This is a genomic window from Nonomuraea sp. PA05 (assembly GCF_008086045.1).
In the GTDB taxonomy this organism is placed as follows: domain Bacteria; phylum Actinomycetota; class Actinomycetes; order Streptosporangiales; family Streptosporangiaceae; genus Nonomuraea; species Nonomuraea monospora.
Genome location: NZ_VSEY01000041.1, coordinates 1 through 16,498 on the forward strand (window position 1 = coordinate 1; position 16,498 = coordinate 16,498).

The following is a 16,498-nucleotide window of genomic DNA, read 5'->3' on the forward strand; positions in this document are numbered from 1 at the left end:
CCCCCCCCCCCCCCCCCCCCCCCCCCCCCCCCCCCCCCCCCCCCCCGGGGGCCCCCCGCGGGCGCCGCGCGCCCCCCCCCCCCGCGCCCGCCCCCCCCCCCCCCGCCCCCCCCCCCCGCGCGGGCCCCCCCCCCGGGCCCCCGGGGGCCCCCCCCCCCCCCCCCCCCCCCCCCCCCCACCCCCCCCCCCCCCCCCCCCCCGGGCCCCCGCCTCTTCCGGCCCCCACGCCCCCATCCCGCCCGCCTCTTCTGGACGCCACTCGGCACCCTTCACCCCACCCCCCGCAGGCCCGCCCCAGCAGCCCACCAACCCCCCGCACGAACAGCCCACCAGACCCCCGGCCGCACCCCACGGCATCAACAAGGTCCTGGTGGCGATCATCGCCGCCCTGTCGCTGGTGATCGTGGCCGGTGCGGGCGTGTTCGTCTACACCCAGGTCATCCAGCAGGCCCCCGAGACCGAGCAGGAGACCATCGCCGCGCCGAGTTCCAAGGCCACGACCCAGAAGAAGAAGCCCAGCGTCTTCAAGGGCCTGGACACGTACACCGAGAACTGCCCCGCCGCGAGGATCAGAGGCGGCGGGGCGGCGTGCGTGCGGGAGGCGGAGTGCTGGGGCGGCCTGGTCATCATCGTCGGCGACACCAAGGCCAGGCGGCTGGGCTGCGAGGAGTCCCACTCGTGGGAGACGTTCGCGGTGGCGCCCATCCCGAAGGACGCCGAGACGTACGTCCAGCAGGACCTCGCCAGGCACCCGACCGTGAAGAAGGTCTGCAGCCGCACGGTCCTGCTGGCCAGCAGGGCCGGCACGGCACGCAACCTCGCCGCCGCGGGCTGGGAGGCGGACGTGATGCCGCCGTCGCAGTCCCAGTTCGAGGACGGGGTGCGGTTCTACCGCTGCATCGCCAGCCGGACCGGCGTGGACTCACGCAAATCCTACTTCCACTGACCGCACGAGCCACTTCCAGATCTTCCAGCACGGCGCCGTGCCCGGTCTCATGCAGACCATGGCGTACGCGCGCGGGCACCTCTCGAAGATCATCGGCTTCCGCGGCATCCCGGACGACGTGGACGCCGCCGTCGAGGCGCGCATGAAGCAGCAGGAGGTCATGACGAACGGCACACGCCGCTTCGCCATCCTCATCGGTGAGCAGGCCCCGCACACCCTGTACGGCGGTCCGGAGGTCATGGCGGAGCAGTCGGACAAGCTCACGGAGCTGACACGGCGCCCGAACGTCAGCCTCGGGGTCGTCATCCGGCGGGCCGAGACCGGCATCTGGCCGCCGGAGAACTTCTGGATCTACGACACCGCACAGGTGCGCGTGGACACCGTCCCGGGACAGGTTCGCATCAAGGCTCCCGGCGACATCGCGCTGTGCGAGAAGGCGTTCCAGACCCTGTCCGGGTCAGCCGTCCACGGCGACGAAGCGCGTGCGCTCTTCGCGTCCGCGCGGCAGGCCTGGTCGCGCGAAGGCTCTGCGAGAAACATCAAGCGACATCGCGGCCCCTCGGGAGGCGGCTTCCGTGCCTTCCAGGCATGGACAACCGAACACCCGCACCCTCTCCGGCACACCGCCGTCGGCTCATGACCGCCTCGCCGGTCCGAATCAGGCGACCCGGCCGTCGTACGTGTCGCGATTGGCGAGCACGTCATCCATGTGCGTCTCCGCCCAGGCCTTGATGCCGCGCATCATCTCGTGCAGAGAGAGCCCGAGGTCGGTCAGCTCGTACGTGACCGTGACGGGCACGGTCGGCGTCACGGTGCGCGTGACGAGGCCGTCGCGCTCCAGGGAGCGCAACGTCTGCGTGAGCATCTTCTGACTGACCCCTGCCAGCAGCCGGGACAGCTCCGAATACCGCATCGACCGTGGCCCGCCCGCGCAGCCTTCGTCCACCTCCAGCGAGCCGAGCGCGGCCAGGATCAGCGTGACCCACTTGTTGGAGATCCGATCGAGCAGCTTGCGGCTCGGGCATGCCGCCACGAAAGCGTCATAAGCCATCTTCTCCTGCGCCCTCTTCTGCGCCGCCGTCGTCGTCGCCATCGACCGCTCCTCTGACCCGCCGGTGTCTTACGCACTCTGAAGTGCGTACTTCCTGATAGGAAGTTACCTATCCATACTGGAGCAAGGAGCCATCAGGCACCACCCTAAAGCTCGACACGAGAAGGCAGAACATGAGCACGTCTCTTCCCGGCGGCACCTGGACCCTCGGCGACCTGACCGTCACCCGGTTCGGCTACGGCGCCATGCAGCTCGCCGGCCCGGGGGTGATGGGTCCCCCGGCTGACCGCGACAGCGCGCTCGCCGTCCTGCGCGAGATCGCCGACCTCGGCATCACCCACCTCGACACCAGTGACGCCTACGGCCCGCGCGTCACCAACCAGTTGATCCGCGAAGCGCTGCACCCGTACCCCGAGTCGCTGCACATCGTGACCAAGGTCGGCGCGACCCGCGACGACCAGGGCGGCTGGCCGCCGGCCCGCAAGCCCGACGACATCCGCCGGGCCGTGCACGAGAACCTCGAATCCCTGGGGCTCGACGTGCTCGACGTGGTCAATCTCCGGCTCGGTGACGCCCAGGGGCCCCAGCCCGGCTCACTCGCCGAACCGTTCGAGACGCTCGCCGAGCTTCAGCGGCAGGGGCTCGTCCGGCATCTCGGGGTGAGCAACGCGACGGCGGAACAGGTCGCGGAGGCGCGGGCCATCGCGCCGATCGTGTGCGTGCAGAACATGTACAACCTCGCCTACCGGCAGGACGACGAGTTGATCGACGAGCTTGCCGAGCAGGGCGTCGCTTACGTGCCCTTCTTCCCGCTCGGCGGCTTCAGCCCGCTGCAGTCGGCGGGGTTGTCCGCGGTTGCCGAGCGATTGGATGCGACGCCGATGTCCGTGGCTCTGGCTTGGTTGCTGCGCCGGTCGCCGAACATCCTGCTCATTCCCGGGACGTCCTCGGTGGCGCATCTGCGGGAGAACGTCGGCGGGGCCGGGTTGTCGCTTTCCGATGAGGAGCTCGCCGAGCTGGACAAGATAGCCCGGTAGGGGTCTTGGACGACCTCTCACCCAAGGGTTGAGCTCGGCGCGATGCCGGTGTCAGGCCGAGACGCCGCGGGCGCGGAGACGTGCGGGTGCTCGCGGGCGAAGATCGCACCGAGGGCCGCGGCGAGGACGGGAAGACCGGTGACGATCACCACGACCGCCGGCCACGGGGTCTCGAACGGCACCCGTGCCGGGTCCTCCCACGCGCTACGCACCGTCAGCGGCCACAGCAGCAACATCCCGGCCGGACCTCCGGCGACCGCGCCGAGCACCGTCCCGCACAGGGCGCTCAGACCCGCGCGGGAGGCGCAGAACCAGCGGAAGGCCGCGGCCGACCCGTTGCCCGCGCGTCGCATGACGCGGGCCTGGCGCGCGTTCGCGGCGACGCCGAAGCCGGACGACAGCGAGCACCCGACGGCGGCGAGGAACGCCGCCGCGGCGAAGAGCAGCCACCCGGTCGAGGCCTGGAAGCCTCGTTCGACGTAAATGTCCGCGAGCGCGTCGTCCAGCAGGTCGTCGAGACGCTGCTGCTCCTCGGCCGTGACCCGGTGGAGGGTGGGGTCGACGATCAGCTCGGCGGGCTGGAGCTGGAAACCGAGGTCCCGGACGAGTTCGGCGGGGACGAAGATCGTCTGCATGTAGGGGTCGGCTGGCTTGGCGACGGCCGCGCGGACGGTCTTGGTCTGCGTGGTCTCGTCGTCCTTGTGCAGCTCGTAAAAGAGGTTCACCGAGTCGACCTGCACGCCGGCGGACGTGACCACTACTGCCGTGCTCTCGTCGTACGGCGTCGATTGGTCGCCTGTGAGGTACCGCAGCAGCTTCTCGTCACCGATGACGTGATGTCCGTAGACGGCCTCCTCCGGCATCTCGATGTTCTCCGCTGCGGCGTTGAAAAACCGAGAGGAGTCCGGAACGGTCTCATTCTGGACGATCGGCACGCCCGGCAGTTCCCGCTCGATCGCCGCTCGTATGGTGGCCGCGTCCACGGCTGAGAAGGGCTCCAGGTACACGTAGCGCGACTGGACTAGTAAGCTGCCCGGCCTTCCTTGGGGAAGGTACTCGGCCCTGCTCTGCGTCGTCTCGCCCACCGCGATGATCGTCAGCGCGAGGCCGAAGCCCGACGTCAGCATCACCAGAGTGATCGCGACCACCGCACGGGCACGACGCTGGGTCAGATCGCGGACGGCAAGGCGGAAGGGCGACGGCAGCCGTTCGGCGACCGGGCCGAGGGTCTCCAGCAGCCACGAAGGCAGCGGGCCAAGACCGGCGGCGAGCACGCCCGCGCCGACGAGGGTGATCAGTAGCACCCCGAGGGATTCCAAGGCGCCGTAACGCGAATCCCCACTTGCCAGCCACGCGCCGAGCCCCATCAGCCAGACGCCCGCGAACGAGGCGAACAGCCCCAGGACGACGGCTTTCCTGCTCATGGGCTCGTGGCGATCGGACGGGGCGGAGAGCCGCGCGGCGGGGATGGTCGCCGCCGCGATGCTCAGGGGGAGACCCACGAAACCGGCTATGAGCAGTGCCATGATGGCGGAGAAGACAAGATCGGAAAACATGGCGGAATGGTAGTGAGCCGCCACGGCGCACACAGGATCCAAGGGGGGCGCAGATCGTGCGGGGGCTTGGGCGCGCCCGCACCGGGTGCTGGCCGACGATGGCTCTTCCCGGGAACGCACCGATCCAAGAGGTGATCTCGAACGCGCTGGTTAGCGAGGGATAACCACGGCCTTCACGCCAGGCAAGTCACCGAAAGAGGCGGACGAGTCCATCGTTATGACGGTTCTTGCCGTGGCGGCCGCAGTCGCAGCGATCAACAAGTCGTACGCGCCCCTCTTCTTGCCTTCCAAGCGGGTATGCGCGAGGAGCCGTGCATGGACCCTCGCCACATCCGTTGTGTACTCCTCGACTGGGATCAACGCGAGAACCTCGTCGACGAATGTCTGCCGACCCGTGCGACGCGCGCCATCCGCCAACTCCACGCCAACGAGCAGCTCCGCCACCGTAATGGCGGCGATGGCGACATCATCCGCGTCTCCAATGACATCACCCGCAGCGGCCTTCCCCCGCTCCGCGGCGATGAGTACCCCGGTGTCAAGGATCAGGCGTCGGGCCATGTGCCCCTCATCTCGTCGTCGACAACTTCCCTGGCCGCAGCGACATCGGCTTCGAAGTCACTGTCCAGGTCGCGTGCGCTTCTGGCCAGGAACGCCTTGACCATACGGCCTGGTGCGGCGGAAGCGGGGGTGATCACCGCAATTTGTTTCCCGCCACGCGTGACCACGATGGTCTCGCCTCGCTCGGCCTCGTCGAGAACCGCAGCGAAGCTTCGTGATGCTTCTGTAGCAGTCAACACCTTCATGGAATCAGATTATCTGATCCCATCCTCGTGAGTGCAGGGAAATCCGCGCGAGACAAGTAGCCAACGGCCCATCCGGCAAATGGGCAACAGAGCGGGCGAGAGCGCCGCAGGCGCCGGGGGTGCGCCGCAAGGCGCCAAATCAAAAACGCCTGAGCTCCACGGCGCGAAGCGCCTCCACGCGAAGCCCTTTCGGGGCGGGCTCCCAACGGCCCACCCGGTAACCGGGCAACGGGTGGGCGAAGCCGGGGTTACTCGTACCGCGCCGTGCTGTCCCGAACGATGAGCTCCGTGGCCAGTTCCACCCGCTTGGTCTCCGGAACCTCCCCATGCCCCATCGCCAGCACAGTCCGCGTAGCCAACGCCGCCATCTCCTGCAACGGCTGCCGCACGGTGGTCAACGGCGGCCAAGCCGACTTGGCCAGCGGCAGGTCGTCGAACCCGACGACGCTCAGGTCCTCAGGCACCCGCAACCCACGCTGCCGGGCAGCCTCGAAGACCCCGAACGCCATCAGGTCGCTCCCAGCGAAGATCGCCGTAGGCGGCTCAGGCAGGGAGAGCAGGGCGTGCCCCTGGTCGTGCCCGGACTCGACCAGGAACGTGCCGCGCCTGATCAAGTCAGGCACGACGGGAAGGCCGGCGGTCTCGAGAGCCGCCCGGTAACCGTCTATACGCGCCTGACTGCACAGCATGTCGGCGGGGCCGCTGATCATGCCGATCCGCCGGTGGCCGAGTTCGAGGAGGTGGCGGGTGGCGGCGAGGCCGCCGTTCCAGTTGGTGGCGCCGACCGAGATGACGCCGGGTGCGGGCTCGCCTTCGGGGTCGACCACGGCGAACGGCAGGGAGCGCGCGCTGAGCTGGGCCTGGATGCCGGTCGAAAGTCGCGAGGCGACTATCACCACGCCGTCCGTGCGCCGGGCCGCGAGGCGTTCGAGCCAGTCACGGCCCGGGCCCGCGTGCGTGTGGAGGACCGAGATGACGACGCTGGCGCCGGCTTCGTGGGCCGCGCTTTCCGCCCCTCGGACGATTTCCATGGCCCAGGGTGACTCGATCTCCGCGAAGACCAGGTCCACCAGGCCGGCCGGGGTGTCGTCCTGGCTGATGCGCCGCTGGTAGCCGTGCTCCTGCAGTAGCCGTTCGACCCTGTGGCGGGTCGCCGGAGCGACCTCCGGACGCCCGTTGATGACCTTCGAGACCGTCGGTATGGAGACCCCGGCCTCCTCCGCGATCAGTGCGATCGTCACCCGCCTCTTCGCTGACACAAATCGGGAGTGTATCCGAAAGTTTCGGTTTGGGATCGCTCCCGGTCGAGGTGTTGACGCTTTACATGACGTTTACCTACGATCGCGCCAAAGAAATTATCGGGGGGTTCACGAAACTTTCGCCAAGCTGAGGAAGGAACCCCATGAAACGCAGTCTGGTGTTAGTCGCGGCCGCGGTGCTCCTGGCCGGCTGCGGTGGTGGTGGCGGCGGGGACGCGGCGCCTCAGCAGAGCTCGGGCGGCGCGCCCGCGAAGGTCACGCTGGAGTGGTGGCACCTCTCGACCGCCGAGCCGCTGAAGTCCCTCTGGGCGCAGCGCGCCAAGGAGTTCGAGGCCAAGAACCCGCACGTCACGATCAAGGCCACGGTCCTGGAGAACGAGGCCTACAAGGCCAAGCTGACCACGATCACGCAGTCGGGCAACGCGCCCGACGTCTTCGCCTCGTGGGGCGGCGGCGTGCTCAAGCAGCAGATCGACGCCGGCCTGGTCAAGGACATCTCCGGCGACGTCGCCGACGTGCTGCCGAACTTCACGCCGGCGGCGCTCAGCGCGTACCAACTGGACGGCAAGACGTACGGCCTGCCGACCGACATCGGGCTGGTGGGTTTCTGGTACAACAAGAAACTTTTCGAGAAGGCGGGCATCACGGAGCCGCCCGCCACCTGGTCGGCGTTCCTGGAGAACGTCAAGAAGCTGAAGACCGCGGGCGTCACCCCGATCGCGCTGGCCGGTAAGGAGAAGTGGCCCGGCCACTACTACTGGGCCTACCTCGCGATGCGCATCGCCGGTCTGGACGCGCTCAAGCAGGCGGCCGTCGACCACGACTTCACCAAGCCCGACTTCGTGGCCGCCGGCCAGCAGGTGAAGGCGCTGGCCGACCTGCAGCCGTTCCAGAAGGGCTTCCTGGGCGCGGCCTACTCCACGCCCGACGGCCAGTCCGCCACGGTCAGCAACGGCAAGGCGGCGATGGAGCTGATGGGCCAGTGGGCGCCGAGCGTGCAGGCGGACGCGGGCAAGGGCCTCGGCGAGGACCTGGGCTTCTTCCCGTTCCCCGCGGTCGAGGGCGGCAAGGGCTCGGCCGGTGACGCGTTCGGCGGTGGCGGCGGGCTGACCGTCGGCTCGGACGCGCCGAAGGAGGCCGTCGACTTCGTCAAGTTCATGACGGAGATGGGCAACCACTCCAAGGCCGTGGAGTCCGGCGGCGTGCTGCCGGTGCTCAAGGGCGAGGAGAGCGCGGTCAAGGACCCGAACCTCAAGCAGGTGGCGACGCTGCTGGCCGGCGCCAGCGGCTACCAGCTCTACCTGGACCAGGCCTACCCGCCGGCCGTCGGCCAGCAGGTCAACGACAGCGTGGCCGAGCTGATCGCCGGGACGAAGACGCCTGAAGAGGTCGGGGCGGACATCAGCGAAGTGGCCAAGAGCGAAGCCGGATGACGACGCTCACGAAAGGGCCGGAGGCGCTTCAGCTTCCGGCCCCCGCGCCTGCCGCCGCACGCCGTGGCCGCTGGGTGACGATCGCCCTGTTCCTGCTGCCCGCGCTGGTGCTCTTCGTCATGCTGGTCGTGGCCCCGATGCTGGTGGCCCTGTACGCGAGCGTGTTCCGGTGGAACGGGTTCGGCGGCCTGCCCACCGACTTCATCGGGGTGGACAACTTCACCCGGCTGTTCCGCAGCGAGATCTTCGCCCAGGACATGTGGCACCTGGCGGTGCTGGTGCTGCTGTCGATCTGCGTGCAGCTACCGTTCTCGCTGGCCATCGCGATGCTGCTGAACCAGCGCATGCGCGGGCGGGCGCTGTACCGGGTGCTGTTCTTCGCGCCGTACGTGCTGTCCGAGGTCATCACGGGCGTGCTGTTCTCGCTGATCCTCTCGCCCGGCTCGGGCATGGCGAACCAGGTCCTGTCGGTGTTCGGCTGGGAGTCGGAGTGGCTGGCGGACCCCGACACCGTGATGATGTCGCTCTTCCTGGTCATGACCTGGAAGTACTTCGGCTTCCACATGATGATCTATCTCGCGGGACGGCAGAACATCCCGAACGAGCTCATCGAGGCGGCCCAGATCGACGGCGCCACGGCCTGGAAGACGTTCAGGCACGTCACGCTGCCGCTGCTCGGCCCGACGATCCGGATCAGCATCTTCCTGTCCGTCATCTACACCATCCAGCTCTTCGACCTGGTCTGGATCCTGACGGGCGGCGGGCCCTCGCACTCCTCGGAGACGATGGCCGTCACCATGATGGACTGGGGCTTCAAGCGTTCCCAGGTCGGCTACGCCAGCGCGATCAGCGTCGTGATGTTCGCGCTCAGCCTCGTGTTCGCCCTCGTCTACCAGCGGTTCGTGATGCGCCGCGACCTGGAGGGCGCGATGACCTCCCAGGGGGCCCGGCCATGAACCACAAGAAGCCGCTCAAGCGGCGCCGCAACACGCTGCCCCTGCACGTGATCGCGGTCATCGTGGGCGTGTTCATGGTCGTCCCGGTCTTCTACGCGCTGCTCGGCGGGTTCAAGGACAACAGCGAGCTGTCGGAGAACCCGTTCGGGCTGCCGAACGAGTGGATCACCGCGAACTACACCGACGTGCTGGGCTCCGGCTCGTTCTGGCTGCAGGTGTGGAACAGCACGTTCATCGCCGTCGTGACCACCGTGGTGACGATCGCGCTGTCGGCGCTGGCGGCGTTCGTGTTCGCGCGGTTCGCCTTCCGGGGCAGGGAGCTGTACTTCACGCTGTTCACCGCGGGGCTGATGTTCCCGTTCGCGGTGGCGATCCTGCCCATCTTCGTGATGCTGCGCACGCTGGGCCTGCTGGACAACCCGCTCGGCGTGATCCTCACGCAGGCCGCCTTCGGCCTGCCGCTGACGATCATCATCCTGCGCGGCTTCTTCCGCAGCATCCCGGGCGAGATCGAGGAGGCGGCCACGATCGACGGGTGCTCGCCGTTCGGGTTCTTCTGGCGGATCCTGCTGCCGATGGCCAGGCCCGCCATCGCCACCGTCTCGGTGCTGGCCATCGTGGGAAGCTGGAACAACTTCATGCTGCCCCTGGTGGTGTTCAGCGAGGAGACGAGCTGGACGCTGCCGCTCGGCATCCAGCAGTTCCAGGGCCAGTACGCCTCCGACACCGCCCGCATCCTGGCCTACCTCATCCTGGCCATGGTCCCGGCGCTCGGGTTCTACGCCATAGCGGAACGTCACCTGGTCGGTGGGCTCACCGCGGGTGCGACGAAGGGGTGACTCCATGCTGCACGTGTCCGGAACCCATCTCGTGACGGACGACGACACGCCGGTACGGCTTCGGGGGGTGGGTCTCGGGGGCTGGATGAACATGGAGAACTTCATCACCGGCTACCCGGCCAACGAGAGCTCCATGCGGTACGCGGTGCGTTCCGTGCTCGGCGACGACCGGGCCGAGCTGTTCTTCGACCGGCTGCTGACCTCGTTCTTCACCGAGCGGGACGCCGCCCTGCTGGCCGGGCTGGGCATGAACTGCGTGCGCATCCCGGTGAACTACCACCACTGGGAGTCCGACGACCGGCCCTTGGAGATCGACCAGCGCGGCTTCCGCCACCTGAACCGCGTGATCGACCTGCTGGGCGAGCACGGCGTCTACAGCGTGATCGACCTGCACGCGCTGCCGGGCGCGCAGAACCAGCACTGGCACTCCGACAACCCCACGCACGTGGCGGCGTTCTGGCAGCACCGGCACTTCCAGGACCGGGCGATCCGCCTGTGGGAGGTGATCGCCGACCACTACCGCGACCATCCCTGGGTGGCGGGCTACAACCCGGTCAACGAGCCCGGCGACGTGACGGGCAAGGTGATCGGCCCGTTCTACGACCGGCTGGTGAAGGCGGTCAGGGCCGCCGACCCGCGGCACGTCCTGTTCCTGGACGGCAACACCTACTCCACCGATTTCTCGATATTTCGGGAAGTGTATGAGAACACCGTCTTTGTCATGCACGACTACGCGCTGGCCGGGTTCGCCCACGGCGGCCCCTACCCGGGCTACACCCGCGGTGAGTGGTGCGACCGGGCCGAGCTGGAGCGCACGTTCGCCAGGCGCTCCCGCTTCCAGCGCGAGACGGGCACGCCGCTGTGGGTGGGCGAGTTCGGCCCCGTCTACACCGGCGACCCGGCCGTGGACCGGCAGCGCCTCCAGATCCTGAGCGACCAGCTCGCGATCTACGACGAGCAGGACGCGGGCTGGTCGCTGTGGACGTACAAGGACGTGGGGTTGCAGGGCCTGGTGCACGCGGCCGGGCCGTACCTGGACCGGTTCGGCGGCTTCATCGCCAGGAAGCGGCGGCTCGGCGTGGACCGCTGGGGCTCGACGATGGAGGAGTCGGCGGACGTGCTGGCCCCGCTGCACGCGCTGGTGGAGACGGAGTTCCCCGGCTGGGAGCCGTACCCGTGGGGCGCGCGTTACCAGGCCGACGACCTGATCAGGCACATCCTGCTGGCGCAGGCGATGCTGCCCGAGTACGCCGGGTTGTTCAGGGGCCTCGGCGACGACGAGCTGCTCGCGCTGGCCGACTCGTTCCTGCTGGAGCGGTGCGTACGCCGGGAGCCGCTGCTCGACCTGCTGGCCGGCAACCTCAAGGAGTGACAGTCCCGTCCCGGGAGCTTGCCCGGGGTTGTTTTGCCTGCCCTAATTTAGGTGAGCCTCCCCTAGGTTAGGGCGGTGGACAGCCGATGTTCGCCAGTTACCTCATCGGGCTACGCGAAGGGCTGGAGGCGACGCTCGTCGTCTCCGTCCTCGTCGCCTTCCTCGTCAAGAGCGAGCGTACGGACAGGCTCCCCCACGTCTGGGCCGGGATCGGCGCGGCCGTCGCGCTGTCGGTGGCGTTCGGGGCGCTGCTGACCTTCACCGCCGCCCGGCTGGACTACACGCGGCAGGAGCTGTTCGAGGCGATCACCTCGCTGCTCGCGGTCGGCTTCGTCACGTGGATGATCTTCTGGATGCGGCGGGCGGCCCGCGCGCTCTCCAAGGAGCTGCGCGGCAGGCTCGCCGGCGCCCTGGAGGTCGGCTCGATCGCGGTGGCCGTGATGGCGTTCCTGGCCGTCGCGCGCGAGGGGCTGGAGACGGCGCTGCTGTTCTTCGCCTCCGTGCAGGGCGCCACCGCCACCGCGCAGCCGCTGATCGGCATCTGCCTCGGCCTGCTCACCGCCGTGCTCATCGGGTGGGGCCTGTACCGCAGCGCCGTGCGGATCAACCTGACGAAGTTCTTCACCTGGACGGGGGTGCTGCTGATCCTGGTGGCGGCGGGCATCCTCAAGTACGCCGTGCACGACTTCCAGGAGGCCGGCGTGCTGCCCGGCCTGAACGCGCGCGCCTTCGACCTCAGCGCGGCCCTGCCCGCCGACTCCTGGTACGGCACCGTGCTGTCCGGGATGTTCAACCTCACCCCGCAGCCCAGCGTGGCCGAGGTCGTGGTGTGGGCCGCGTACCTCGTCCCCGCGCTCGTCCTCTTCCTGCGCCCCCAGCGGGTCTCCGCGCCCGCCGCGGCCTGAACGGGAGCCGCCATGCGTCCCATCACCGTCCTCCTGCCGGCCCTCGCGGTGCTGACCGCCTGCGGCTCGAACGCCCCCGCCCCCGCCTCTGGCCCCGGCAAGGTGGCCGTGGCCGCGAGCGACACCGAGTGCAAGGTGGCGGCGTCCGAGGTGGCGGCGGGCACCACCACGTTCGCGATCACCAACGGCGGCACCAAGGTCACCGAGTTTTACGTGTACGCGCCGGGCGACCGGGTGATGGCCGAGGTCGAGAACATCGTGCCGGGGCTGACCAGGGAGCTCATCGCCGAGCTGCCCGCCGGCACGTACGAGACCGCCTGCAAGCCCGGCATGGTCGGCAAGGGCATCCGCAACGCGCTCAAGGTCACCGGCGAGCACCGGCCGCTCAACGCCGACGCCAAGCTCGCCCAGGCCACGAAGAGCTATCAGCGCTACGTGAAGTCGCAGACCGACACGCTGCTGGTCAAGACGCAGGAGTTCGTGGACGCGGTCAAGGCGGGCGACATCGCCAAGGGCAAGGAGCTGTACCCGATCTCGCGGACGTACTGGGAGCGCATCGAGCCGGTCGCCGAGATCTTCGGCGACCTCGACCCGGCCATCGACGGCCGCGAGGCCGACCTGGCGGAGGGCGAGGAGTGGACCGGCTTCCACCGCATCGAGAAGGACCTGTGGATCCACAAGGACGTCAGCGACAGCGGCCCCGTGGCCGACAAGCTGATCACGGACGTCAAGACCATCGTGGCCAAGGCCAACGCCACCGAGCTGACCCCGCTGAACCTGGCCAACGGCGCCAAGGAGCTGCTGGACGAGGTCGCCACCGGCAAGATCACCGGTGAGGAGGACATCTGGTCGCACACCGACCTGTGGGACTTCGACGCCAACCTCGAAGGCTCCAAGGCGGCCGTGCAGGCGCTCCGGCCGGTGCTGGAGGAGCGGGCGCCCGACCTGGTCAGGACGCTGGACGAGAAGTTCGCGGCGGCAGAGCAGGCGCTGGCCGTGCACCAGGAGGGCGACGGCTGGCGGCTGCACGACGAGCTGTCCGAGGCCGAGCTGAGGACGCTCTCCGACGCGATCAACGCACTGGGCGAGCCGATCAGCCAGATCGCCCCGATCGTGGCGAAGTAAGGGGATCTGTCATGGTCAGCAGGAGGAAGCTGCTCGGTTTCGGCGCGGCAGGGGCCGCCGCGCTGGGCGCCGGCGCGGTGGTCGCGCGATCGATGCTGGACGAGCCGCCACGGGCGCGGGCCGCCTCCGCGTCCGACCCGGTCCCCTTCTACGGCGAGCACCAGGCGGGCATCGTCACGCCCGCCCAGGACCGGCTGCACTTCACGGCCTTCGACGTCATCACGGACAAGCGGGCCGAGCTGGTGGAGCTGCTGCAGGAGTGGACGGCCGCGGCGGCGCGGCTGACACAGGGCAAGGAGGCCGGCTCGTACGGCGCGGTGGGCGGCGCCCCCGAGGCCGCGCCCGACGACACCGGCGAGGCGCTCGGCCTGCCCGCCTCCGGGCTGACGCTGACGATCGGGTTCGGGGCGTCGCTCTTCGACGAGCGCTTCGGGCTGGCGGGCAGGCTTCCCGCCCAGCTCGCCGCGCTGCCCAGGTTCCCCGGCGAGCGGCTCGACCCGGCCATCTCCGGCGGCGACCTGTGCGTGCAGGCGTGCGCCCACGATCCCCAGGTCGCCGTGCACGCCGTCCGCAACCTGGCCAGGATCGGCTTCGGGCGGGTCGCCGTACGGTGGTCGCAGCTCGGCTTCGGCCGCACCTCCTCCACCTCGCGTGAGCAGGTCACCCCGCGCAACCTCATGGGCTTCAAGGATGGCACCAACAACCTCAAGCTGGAGGACTCGGCGCTGCTGCGCGAGCAGCTCTGGGCGGCGGAGGGGGACGGCAGTCCGTGGATGGCCGGCGGCGCGTATCTGGTCACCAGGAAGATCCGCATGATGATCGAGACCTGGGACCGCACGTCGCTCGCCGAGCAGGAGCAGATCATCGGCAGGAACAAGGGCGAGGGCGCGCCGCTGGGCCGCGCGGCCGAGTTCGACGAGCTGGACTTCGCGGCCAGGGGGCCGGACGGGCAGCCGCGCATCGGCGAGGTCGCGCACGTGCGGCTGGCGCATCCGAGCTTCCACGGCCAGGCACGGCTGCTGCGGCGCGGCTACAACTTCGTGGACGGCTCCGACGGGCTCGGCCGCCTGGACGCGGGGCTGTTCTTCATCGCCTACCAGCGCGATCCACGCAGGCAGTTCGTGCCGATCCAGCTCAGCCTGGCGCGCGCCGACGTGCTGAACGAGTACATCAGGCACGTCTCCAGCGGCCTGTTCGCCTGCCCGCCGGGGGTGCGGGACGCGAGCGACCACTGGGGGCGCCGACTTTTCGCGGCATAGATCCAGAAATGTCGGGTGGATCTGGTAGGACAGGAGCCTCCGGCCCCCCGAACCCCTAGGACCACCCGTGATCTTCGACATACAGCCCACGAACAGCGAGGACTACCTCCAGACCTACGCCGGGCTGCCCGTGGCGTCCACGCCCCTCGACGAGGAGGAGCCCCCGCCCGACGCCGGAGCGGTCGCATGGCGCCTGAGCGCCAACGAAGGGGACGACTTCGAGGAGATCTCCGAAAGTTTCGACTGGTTCTTCGACAATGTCGACACGGAGAAGGTCAAGGCCATCGTCGTCGGCGAGTGGGAGGACTGTTACGACACCGACAGCGCCCCCATCCTCGCCCGCCTGGCCGAGCACGCCGACCGGCTGCCCGAGCTGCGCTCGCTGTTCCTCGGCGCGATGACCTGGGAGCAGTCGGAGATCTCCTGGATCCAGCAGTGCGACGTCACGCCGCTGCTGCAGGCCTACCCGAAGCTGGAACGGCTGGAGGTGCGCGGCGGGTCGGGCCTGGCGTTCCCGCCGGTGCGGCACGACGCGCTGCGCGTGCTCAGGTTCGAGACCGGCGGTCTGCCCGGCGAGGTCGCCCGCGGCGTCGGCCGCAGCGACCTGCCCGCGCTGGAGCACCTGGAGCTGTGGTTCGGCGTCGAGGACTACGGCGGCGACTCGGCCGTCAACGACTGCGCCGACCTCCTGAGCGGCGACCGGCTGCCCGCCCTGCGCTACCTGGGGCTGCAGAACTGCCCGTTCGCCGACGAACTCGCCGCCGCCGTGGCCGCCGCGCCCGTCGTCGCCCGGCTGGAGGCGCTCAGCCTGTCGATGGGCTCGATCGGCGACGAGGGCGCCGAGGCGCTGCTCAGCGGCCAGCCGCTGACCCACCTGCGCCGGCTCGACCTGCACCACCACTACCTGAGCGAGGCGATGGCCGAGCGCCTGCGCGCCGCGCTGCCCGGCGTGGACGTGCGGCTCGACGACCGGCGCAGCCGCGAGGAGGACTGGCGCTACGTCACGGTGAGCGAATGACCGCCACCGACCCCGGGCTCACCTTCCTGGCCGAGCCCGACCTCTACAACGACGATCAATGGGCCGGCCGCACGGTCATGCCGTTCCAGCCGTCCGTCGAGTCGCTGACCGACCAAGCCGCCTGGCTGGTGCAAGACGCGGCCGAGACCGGCGACGAAAGCGGGACGTTGCTGCCCGGCTACCTCGACGAGCTGCTGGACCACCTGGACCCGGCCCGCATCCAGGCCCTTGCCGTCACCGGCTACGGCGCGGCCGACGCGCCGCGGGTGCTCGCCGAGTACGCCGACCGGCTGCCCGCGCTGCGCTCGGTCTTCCTCGGCCACGTCTCCCCCGAGCAGTGGGAGATCTCCTGGATCCGGCACGGCGACCTCACGCCGCTGCTGGAGGCGTATCCGAAGCTGGAGCGCCTGGAGGTGCGCGGGTCCGACGGGCTGACCATGCGGCCCGTCACCCACGACCACCTCAAGGTGCTGCGCTTCGAGAGCGGCGGCCTGCCCGGCGTCGTGGTGCGGGCGGTGAGCGCGAGCACGTTCCCCGCATTGGAGCACCTGGAGCTGTGGCTCGGCACCGAGGCCTACTACGGCGACAACACGATCGGGGACCTCCACGGCATCCTGTCCGGCATCCGCCTGCCCGCGCTGAAGCGGCTCGGCCTGCGCAACAGCGAACAGCAGAACGAGGTGGCCGCCGCCGTGGCCGCCGCGCCCGTGGTGGCCGGGCTCGAAGAGCTCAGCCTGGGGCTGGGCGTGCTCATGGACGAAGGCGCCGAGGCGCTGCTCAGCGGCCAGCCGCTGACCCACCTGCGCGTGTTCGACCTGCACCACCACTACGTGAGCGAGGCCATGGAGACCCGCCTGCGGGCGGCGCTGCCCGGCGTCACCCTCGACCTGACCCGGCCGCGCTTCAGCGGCGGGCCCTACCTCGCGATCTCGGAGTGAC

Annotated in this window: 17 protein-coding genes; 12 read left to right on the forward strand and 5 right to left on the reverse strand. The window is 69.7% G+C overall.

What is annotated here, in order from left to right; genetic code table 11:
- The first annotated feature begins 370 nt into the window (after positions 1–370).
- The gene (locus tag FXF51_RS45945; RefSeq protein ID WP_148441122.1) at positions 371–946 is read left to right on the forward strand and encodes a hypothetical protein; all 576 of its coding nucleotides are present in this window, start codon (positions 371–373) and stop codon (positions 944–946) included.
- Positions 947–965: 19 nt separating this feature from the next.
- A complete protein-coding gene (locus FXF51_RS45950) occupies positions 966–1,586 on the forward strand; it encodes a DUF5753 domain-containing protein (RefSeq protein WP_262380284.1) in 621 nt (206 codons plus the stop codon).
- Between the two features lie 18 nt (positions 1,587–1,604).
- Here FXF51_RS45950 and FXF51_RS45955 read toward each other — a convergent pair whose 3' ends face one another.
- Positions 1,605–2,039, reverse strand: a complete 435-nt coding sequence (locus tag FXF51_RS45955) for a winged helix-turn-helix transcriptional regulator (RefSeq protein ID WP_148441124.1) — start codon at positions 2,037–2,039, stop codon at positions 1,605–1,607.
- A gap of 131 nt (positions 2,040–2,170) precedes the next feature.
- On the opposite strand from FXF51_RS45955, the gene FXF51_RS45960 reads away from it, so the two are divergent.
- Positions 2,171–3,034, forward strand: a complete 864-nt coding sequence (locus FXF51_RS45960; protein WP_148441125.1) for an aldo/keto reductase family oxidoreductase — start codon at positions 2,171–2,173, stop codon at positions 3,032–3,034.
- A 17-nt stretch (positions 3,035–3,051) separates the two neighbouring features.
- On the opposite strand, the gene FXF51_RS45965 is transcribed toward FXF51_RS45960, so the two are convergent.
- The 4 genes from FXF51_RS45965 to FXF51_RS45980 all read right to left on the reverse strand — a co-directional run bounded on the left by FXF51_RS45965 (position 3,052) and on the right by FXF51_RS45980 (position 6,652).
- On the reverse strand, positions 3,052–4,623 hold the full coding sequence (locus FXF51_RS45965; RefSeq protein ID WP_148441126.1) for a BCD family MFS transporter: 1,572 nt from the start codon (positions 4,621–4,623) through the stop codon (positions 3,052–3,054).
- Positions 4,624–4,740: 117 nt separating this feature from the next.
- Positions 4,741–5,148 (reverse strand): PIN domain-containing protein, encoded by a 408-nt coding sequence (locus FXF51_RS45970; RefSeq protein ID WP_148441127.1) that lies wholly within the window; start codon positions 5,146–5,148, stop codon positions 4,741–4,743.
- On the reverse strand, positions 5,133–5,393 hold the full coding sequence (locus FXF51_RS45975; RefSeq protein ID WP_148441128.1) for a type II toxin-antitoxin system Phd/YefM family antitoxin: 261 nt from the start codon (positions 5,391–5,393) through the stop codon (positions 5,133–5,135). Before FXF51_RS45975 ends, FXF51_RS45970 begins: the two co-directional genes overlap by 16 nt.
- Positions 5,394–5,641: 248 nt before the next feature.
- Positions 5,642–6,652 carry a LacI family DNA-binding transcriptional regulator gene (locus FXF51_RS45980; protein WP_148441129.1) on the reverse strand — a complete coding sequence of 337 codons (1,011 nt, stop codon included), beginning with the start codon at positions 6,650–6,652 and terminating at the stop codon, positions 5,642–5,644.
- Positions 6,653–6,795: 143 nt separating this feature from the next.
- Here FXF51_RS45980 and FXF51_RS45985 point away from each other — a divergent pair, with 143 nt between their 5' ends.
- From FXF51_RS45985 to FXF51_RS46025, 9 genes are all read left to right on the forward strand, one after another.
- Positions 6,796–8,085, forward strand: coding sequence for an extracellular solute-binding protein (locus FXF51_RS45985; protein ID WP_148441130.1), 1,290 nt, complete (start codon positions 6,796–6,798; stop codon positions 8,083–8,085).
- A complete protein-coding gene (locus tag FXF51_RS45990) occupies positions 8,082–9,041 on the forward strand; it encodes a carbohydrate ABC transporter permease (RefSeq protein ID WP_148441131.1) in 960 nt (319 codons plus the stop codon). The genes FXF51_RS45985 and FXF51_RS45990 overlap by 4 nt, the downstream gene beginning before the upstream one ends.
- Positions 9,038–9,880 (forward strand): carbohydrate ABC transporter permease, encoded by an 843-nt coding sequence (locus FXF51_RS45995; protein WP_148441132.1) that lies wholly within the window; start codon positions 9,038–9,040, stop codon positions 9,878–9,880. Before FXF51_RS45990 ends, FXF51_RS45995 begins: the two co-directional genes overlap by 4 nt.
- Positions 9,881–9,884: 4 nt before the next feature.
- Complete coding sequence (locus FXF51_RS46000; protein WP_148441133.1) at positions 9,885–11,252, forward strand: glycoside hydrolase family 5 protein; 1,368 nt, start codon at positions 9,885–9,887, stop codon at positions 11,250–11,252.
- An 86-nt stretch (positions 11,253–11,338) separates the two neighbouring features.
- Complete coding sequence (gene efeU / locus FXF51_RS46005; protein ID WP_148441134.1) at positions 11,339–12,157, forward strand: iron uptake transporter permease EfeU; 819 nt, start codon at positions 11,339–11,341, stop codon at positions 12,155–12,157.
- A 12-nt stretch (positions 12,158–12,169) separates the two neighbouring features.
- Positions 12,170–13,282, forward strand: a complete 1,113-nt coding sequence (gene efeO, locus FXF51_RS46010; RefSeq protein ID WP_148441135.1) for an iron uptake system protein EfeO — start codon at positions 12,170–12,172, stop codon at positions 13,280–13,282.
- An 11-nt stretch (positions 13,283–13,293) separates the two neighbouring features.
- Positions 13,294–14,541 (forward strand): iron uptake transporter deferrochelatase/peroxidase subunit, encoded by a 1,248-nt coding sequence (efeB, locus tag FXF51_RS46015; protein ID WP_148441136.1) that lies wholly within the window; start codon positions 13,294–13,296, stop codon positions 14,539–14,541.
- Between the two features lie 67 nt (positions 14,542–14,608).
- On the forward strand, positions 14,609–15,559 hold the full coding sequence (locus FXF51_RS46020) for an STM4015 family protein (protein WP_262380280.1): 951 nt from the start codon (positions 14,609–14,611) through the stop codon (positions 15,557–15,559).
- Complete coding sequence (locus FXF51_RS46025; protein ID WP_148441137.1) at positions 15,556–16,497, forward strand: STM4015 family protein; 942 nt, start codon at positions 15,556–15,558, stop codon at positions 16,495–16,497. The genes FXF51_RS46020 and FXF51_RS46025 overlap by 4 nt, the downstream gene beginning before the upstream one ends.
- The last annotated feature ends 1 nt before the right edge of the window (position 16,498 follow it).

Coding starts and splice junctions, on each gene's coding strand:
- FXF51_RS45955 (WP_148441124.1), bottom strand. CDS start 2,039: ATGGCGACGACGACGGCGGCGCAGAAGAGGGCGCAGGAGAAGATGGCT.
- FXF51_RS45960 (WP_148441125.1), top strand. CDS start 2,171: ATGAGCACGTCTCTTCCCGGCGGCACCTGGACCCTCGGCGACCTGACC.
- FXF51_RS45970 (WP_148441127.1), bottom strand. CDS start 5,148: ATGGCCCGACGCCTGATCCTTGACACCGGGGTACTCATCGCCGCGGAG.
- FXF51_RS45975 (WP_148441128.1), bottom strand. CDS start 5,393: ATGAAGGTGTTGACTGCTACAGAAGCATCACGAAGCTTCGCTGCGGTT.
- FXF51_RS45985 (WP_148441130.1), top strand. CDS start 6,796: ATGAAACGCAGTCTGGTGTTAGTCGCGGCCGCGGTGCTCCTGGCCGGC.
- FXF51_RS45990 (WP_148441131.1), top strand. CDS start 8,082: ATGACGACGCTCACGAAAGGGCCGGAGGCGCTTCAGCTTCCGGCCCCC.
- FXF51_RS45995 (WP_148441132.1), top strand. CDS start 9,038: ATGAACCACAAGAAGCCGCTCAAGCGGCGCCGCAACACGCTGCCCCTG.
- FXF51_RS46000 (WP_148441133.1), top strand. CDS start 9,885: ATGCTGCACGTGTCCGGAACCCATCTCGTGACGGACGACGACACGCCG.
- efeU (WP_148441134.1), top strand. CDS start 11,339: ATGTTCGCCAGTTACCTCATCGGGCTACGCGAAGGGCTGGAGGCGACG.
- efeO (WP_148441135.1), top strand. CDS start 12,170: ATGCGTCCCATCACCGTCCTCCTGCCGGCCCTCGCGGTGCTGACCGCC.
- efeB (WP_148441136.1), top strand. CDS start 13,294: ATGGTCAGCAGGAGGAAGCTGCTCGGTTTCGGCGCGGCAGGGGCCGCC.
- FXF51_RS46025 (WP_148441137.1), top strand. CDS start 15,556: ATGACCGCCACCGACCCCGGGCTCACCTTCCTGGCCGAGCCCGACCTC.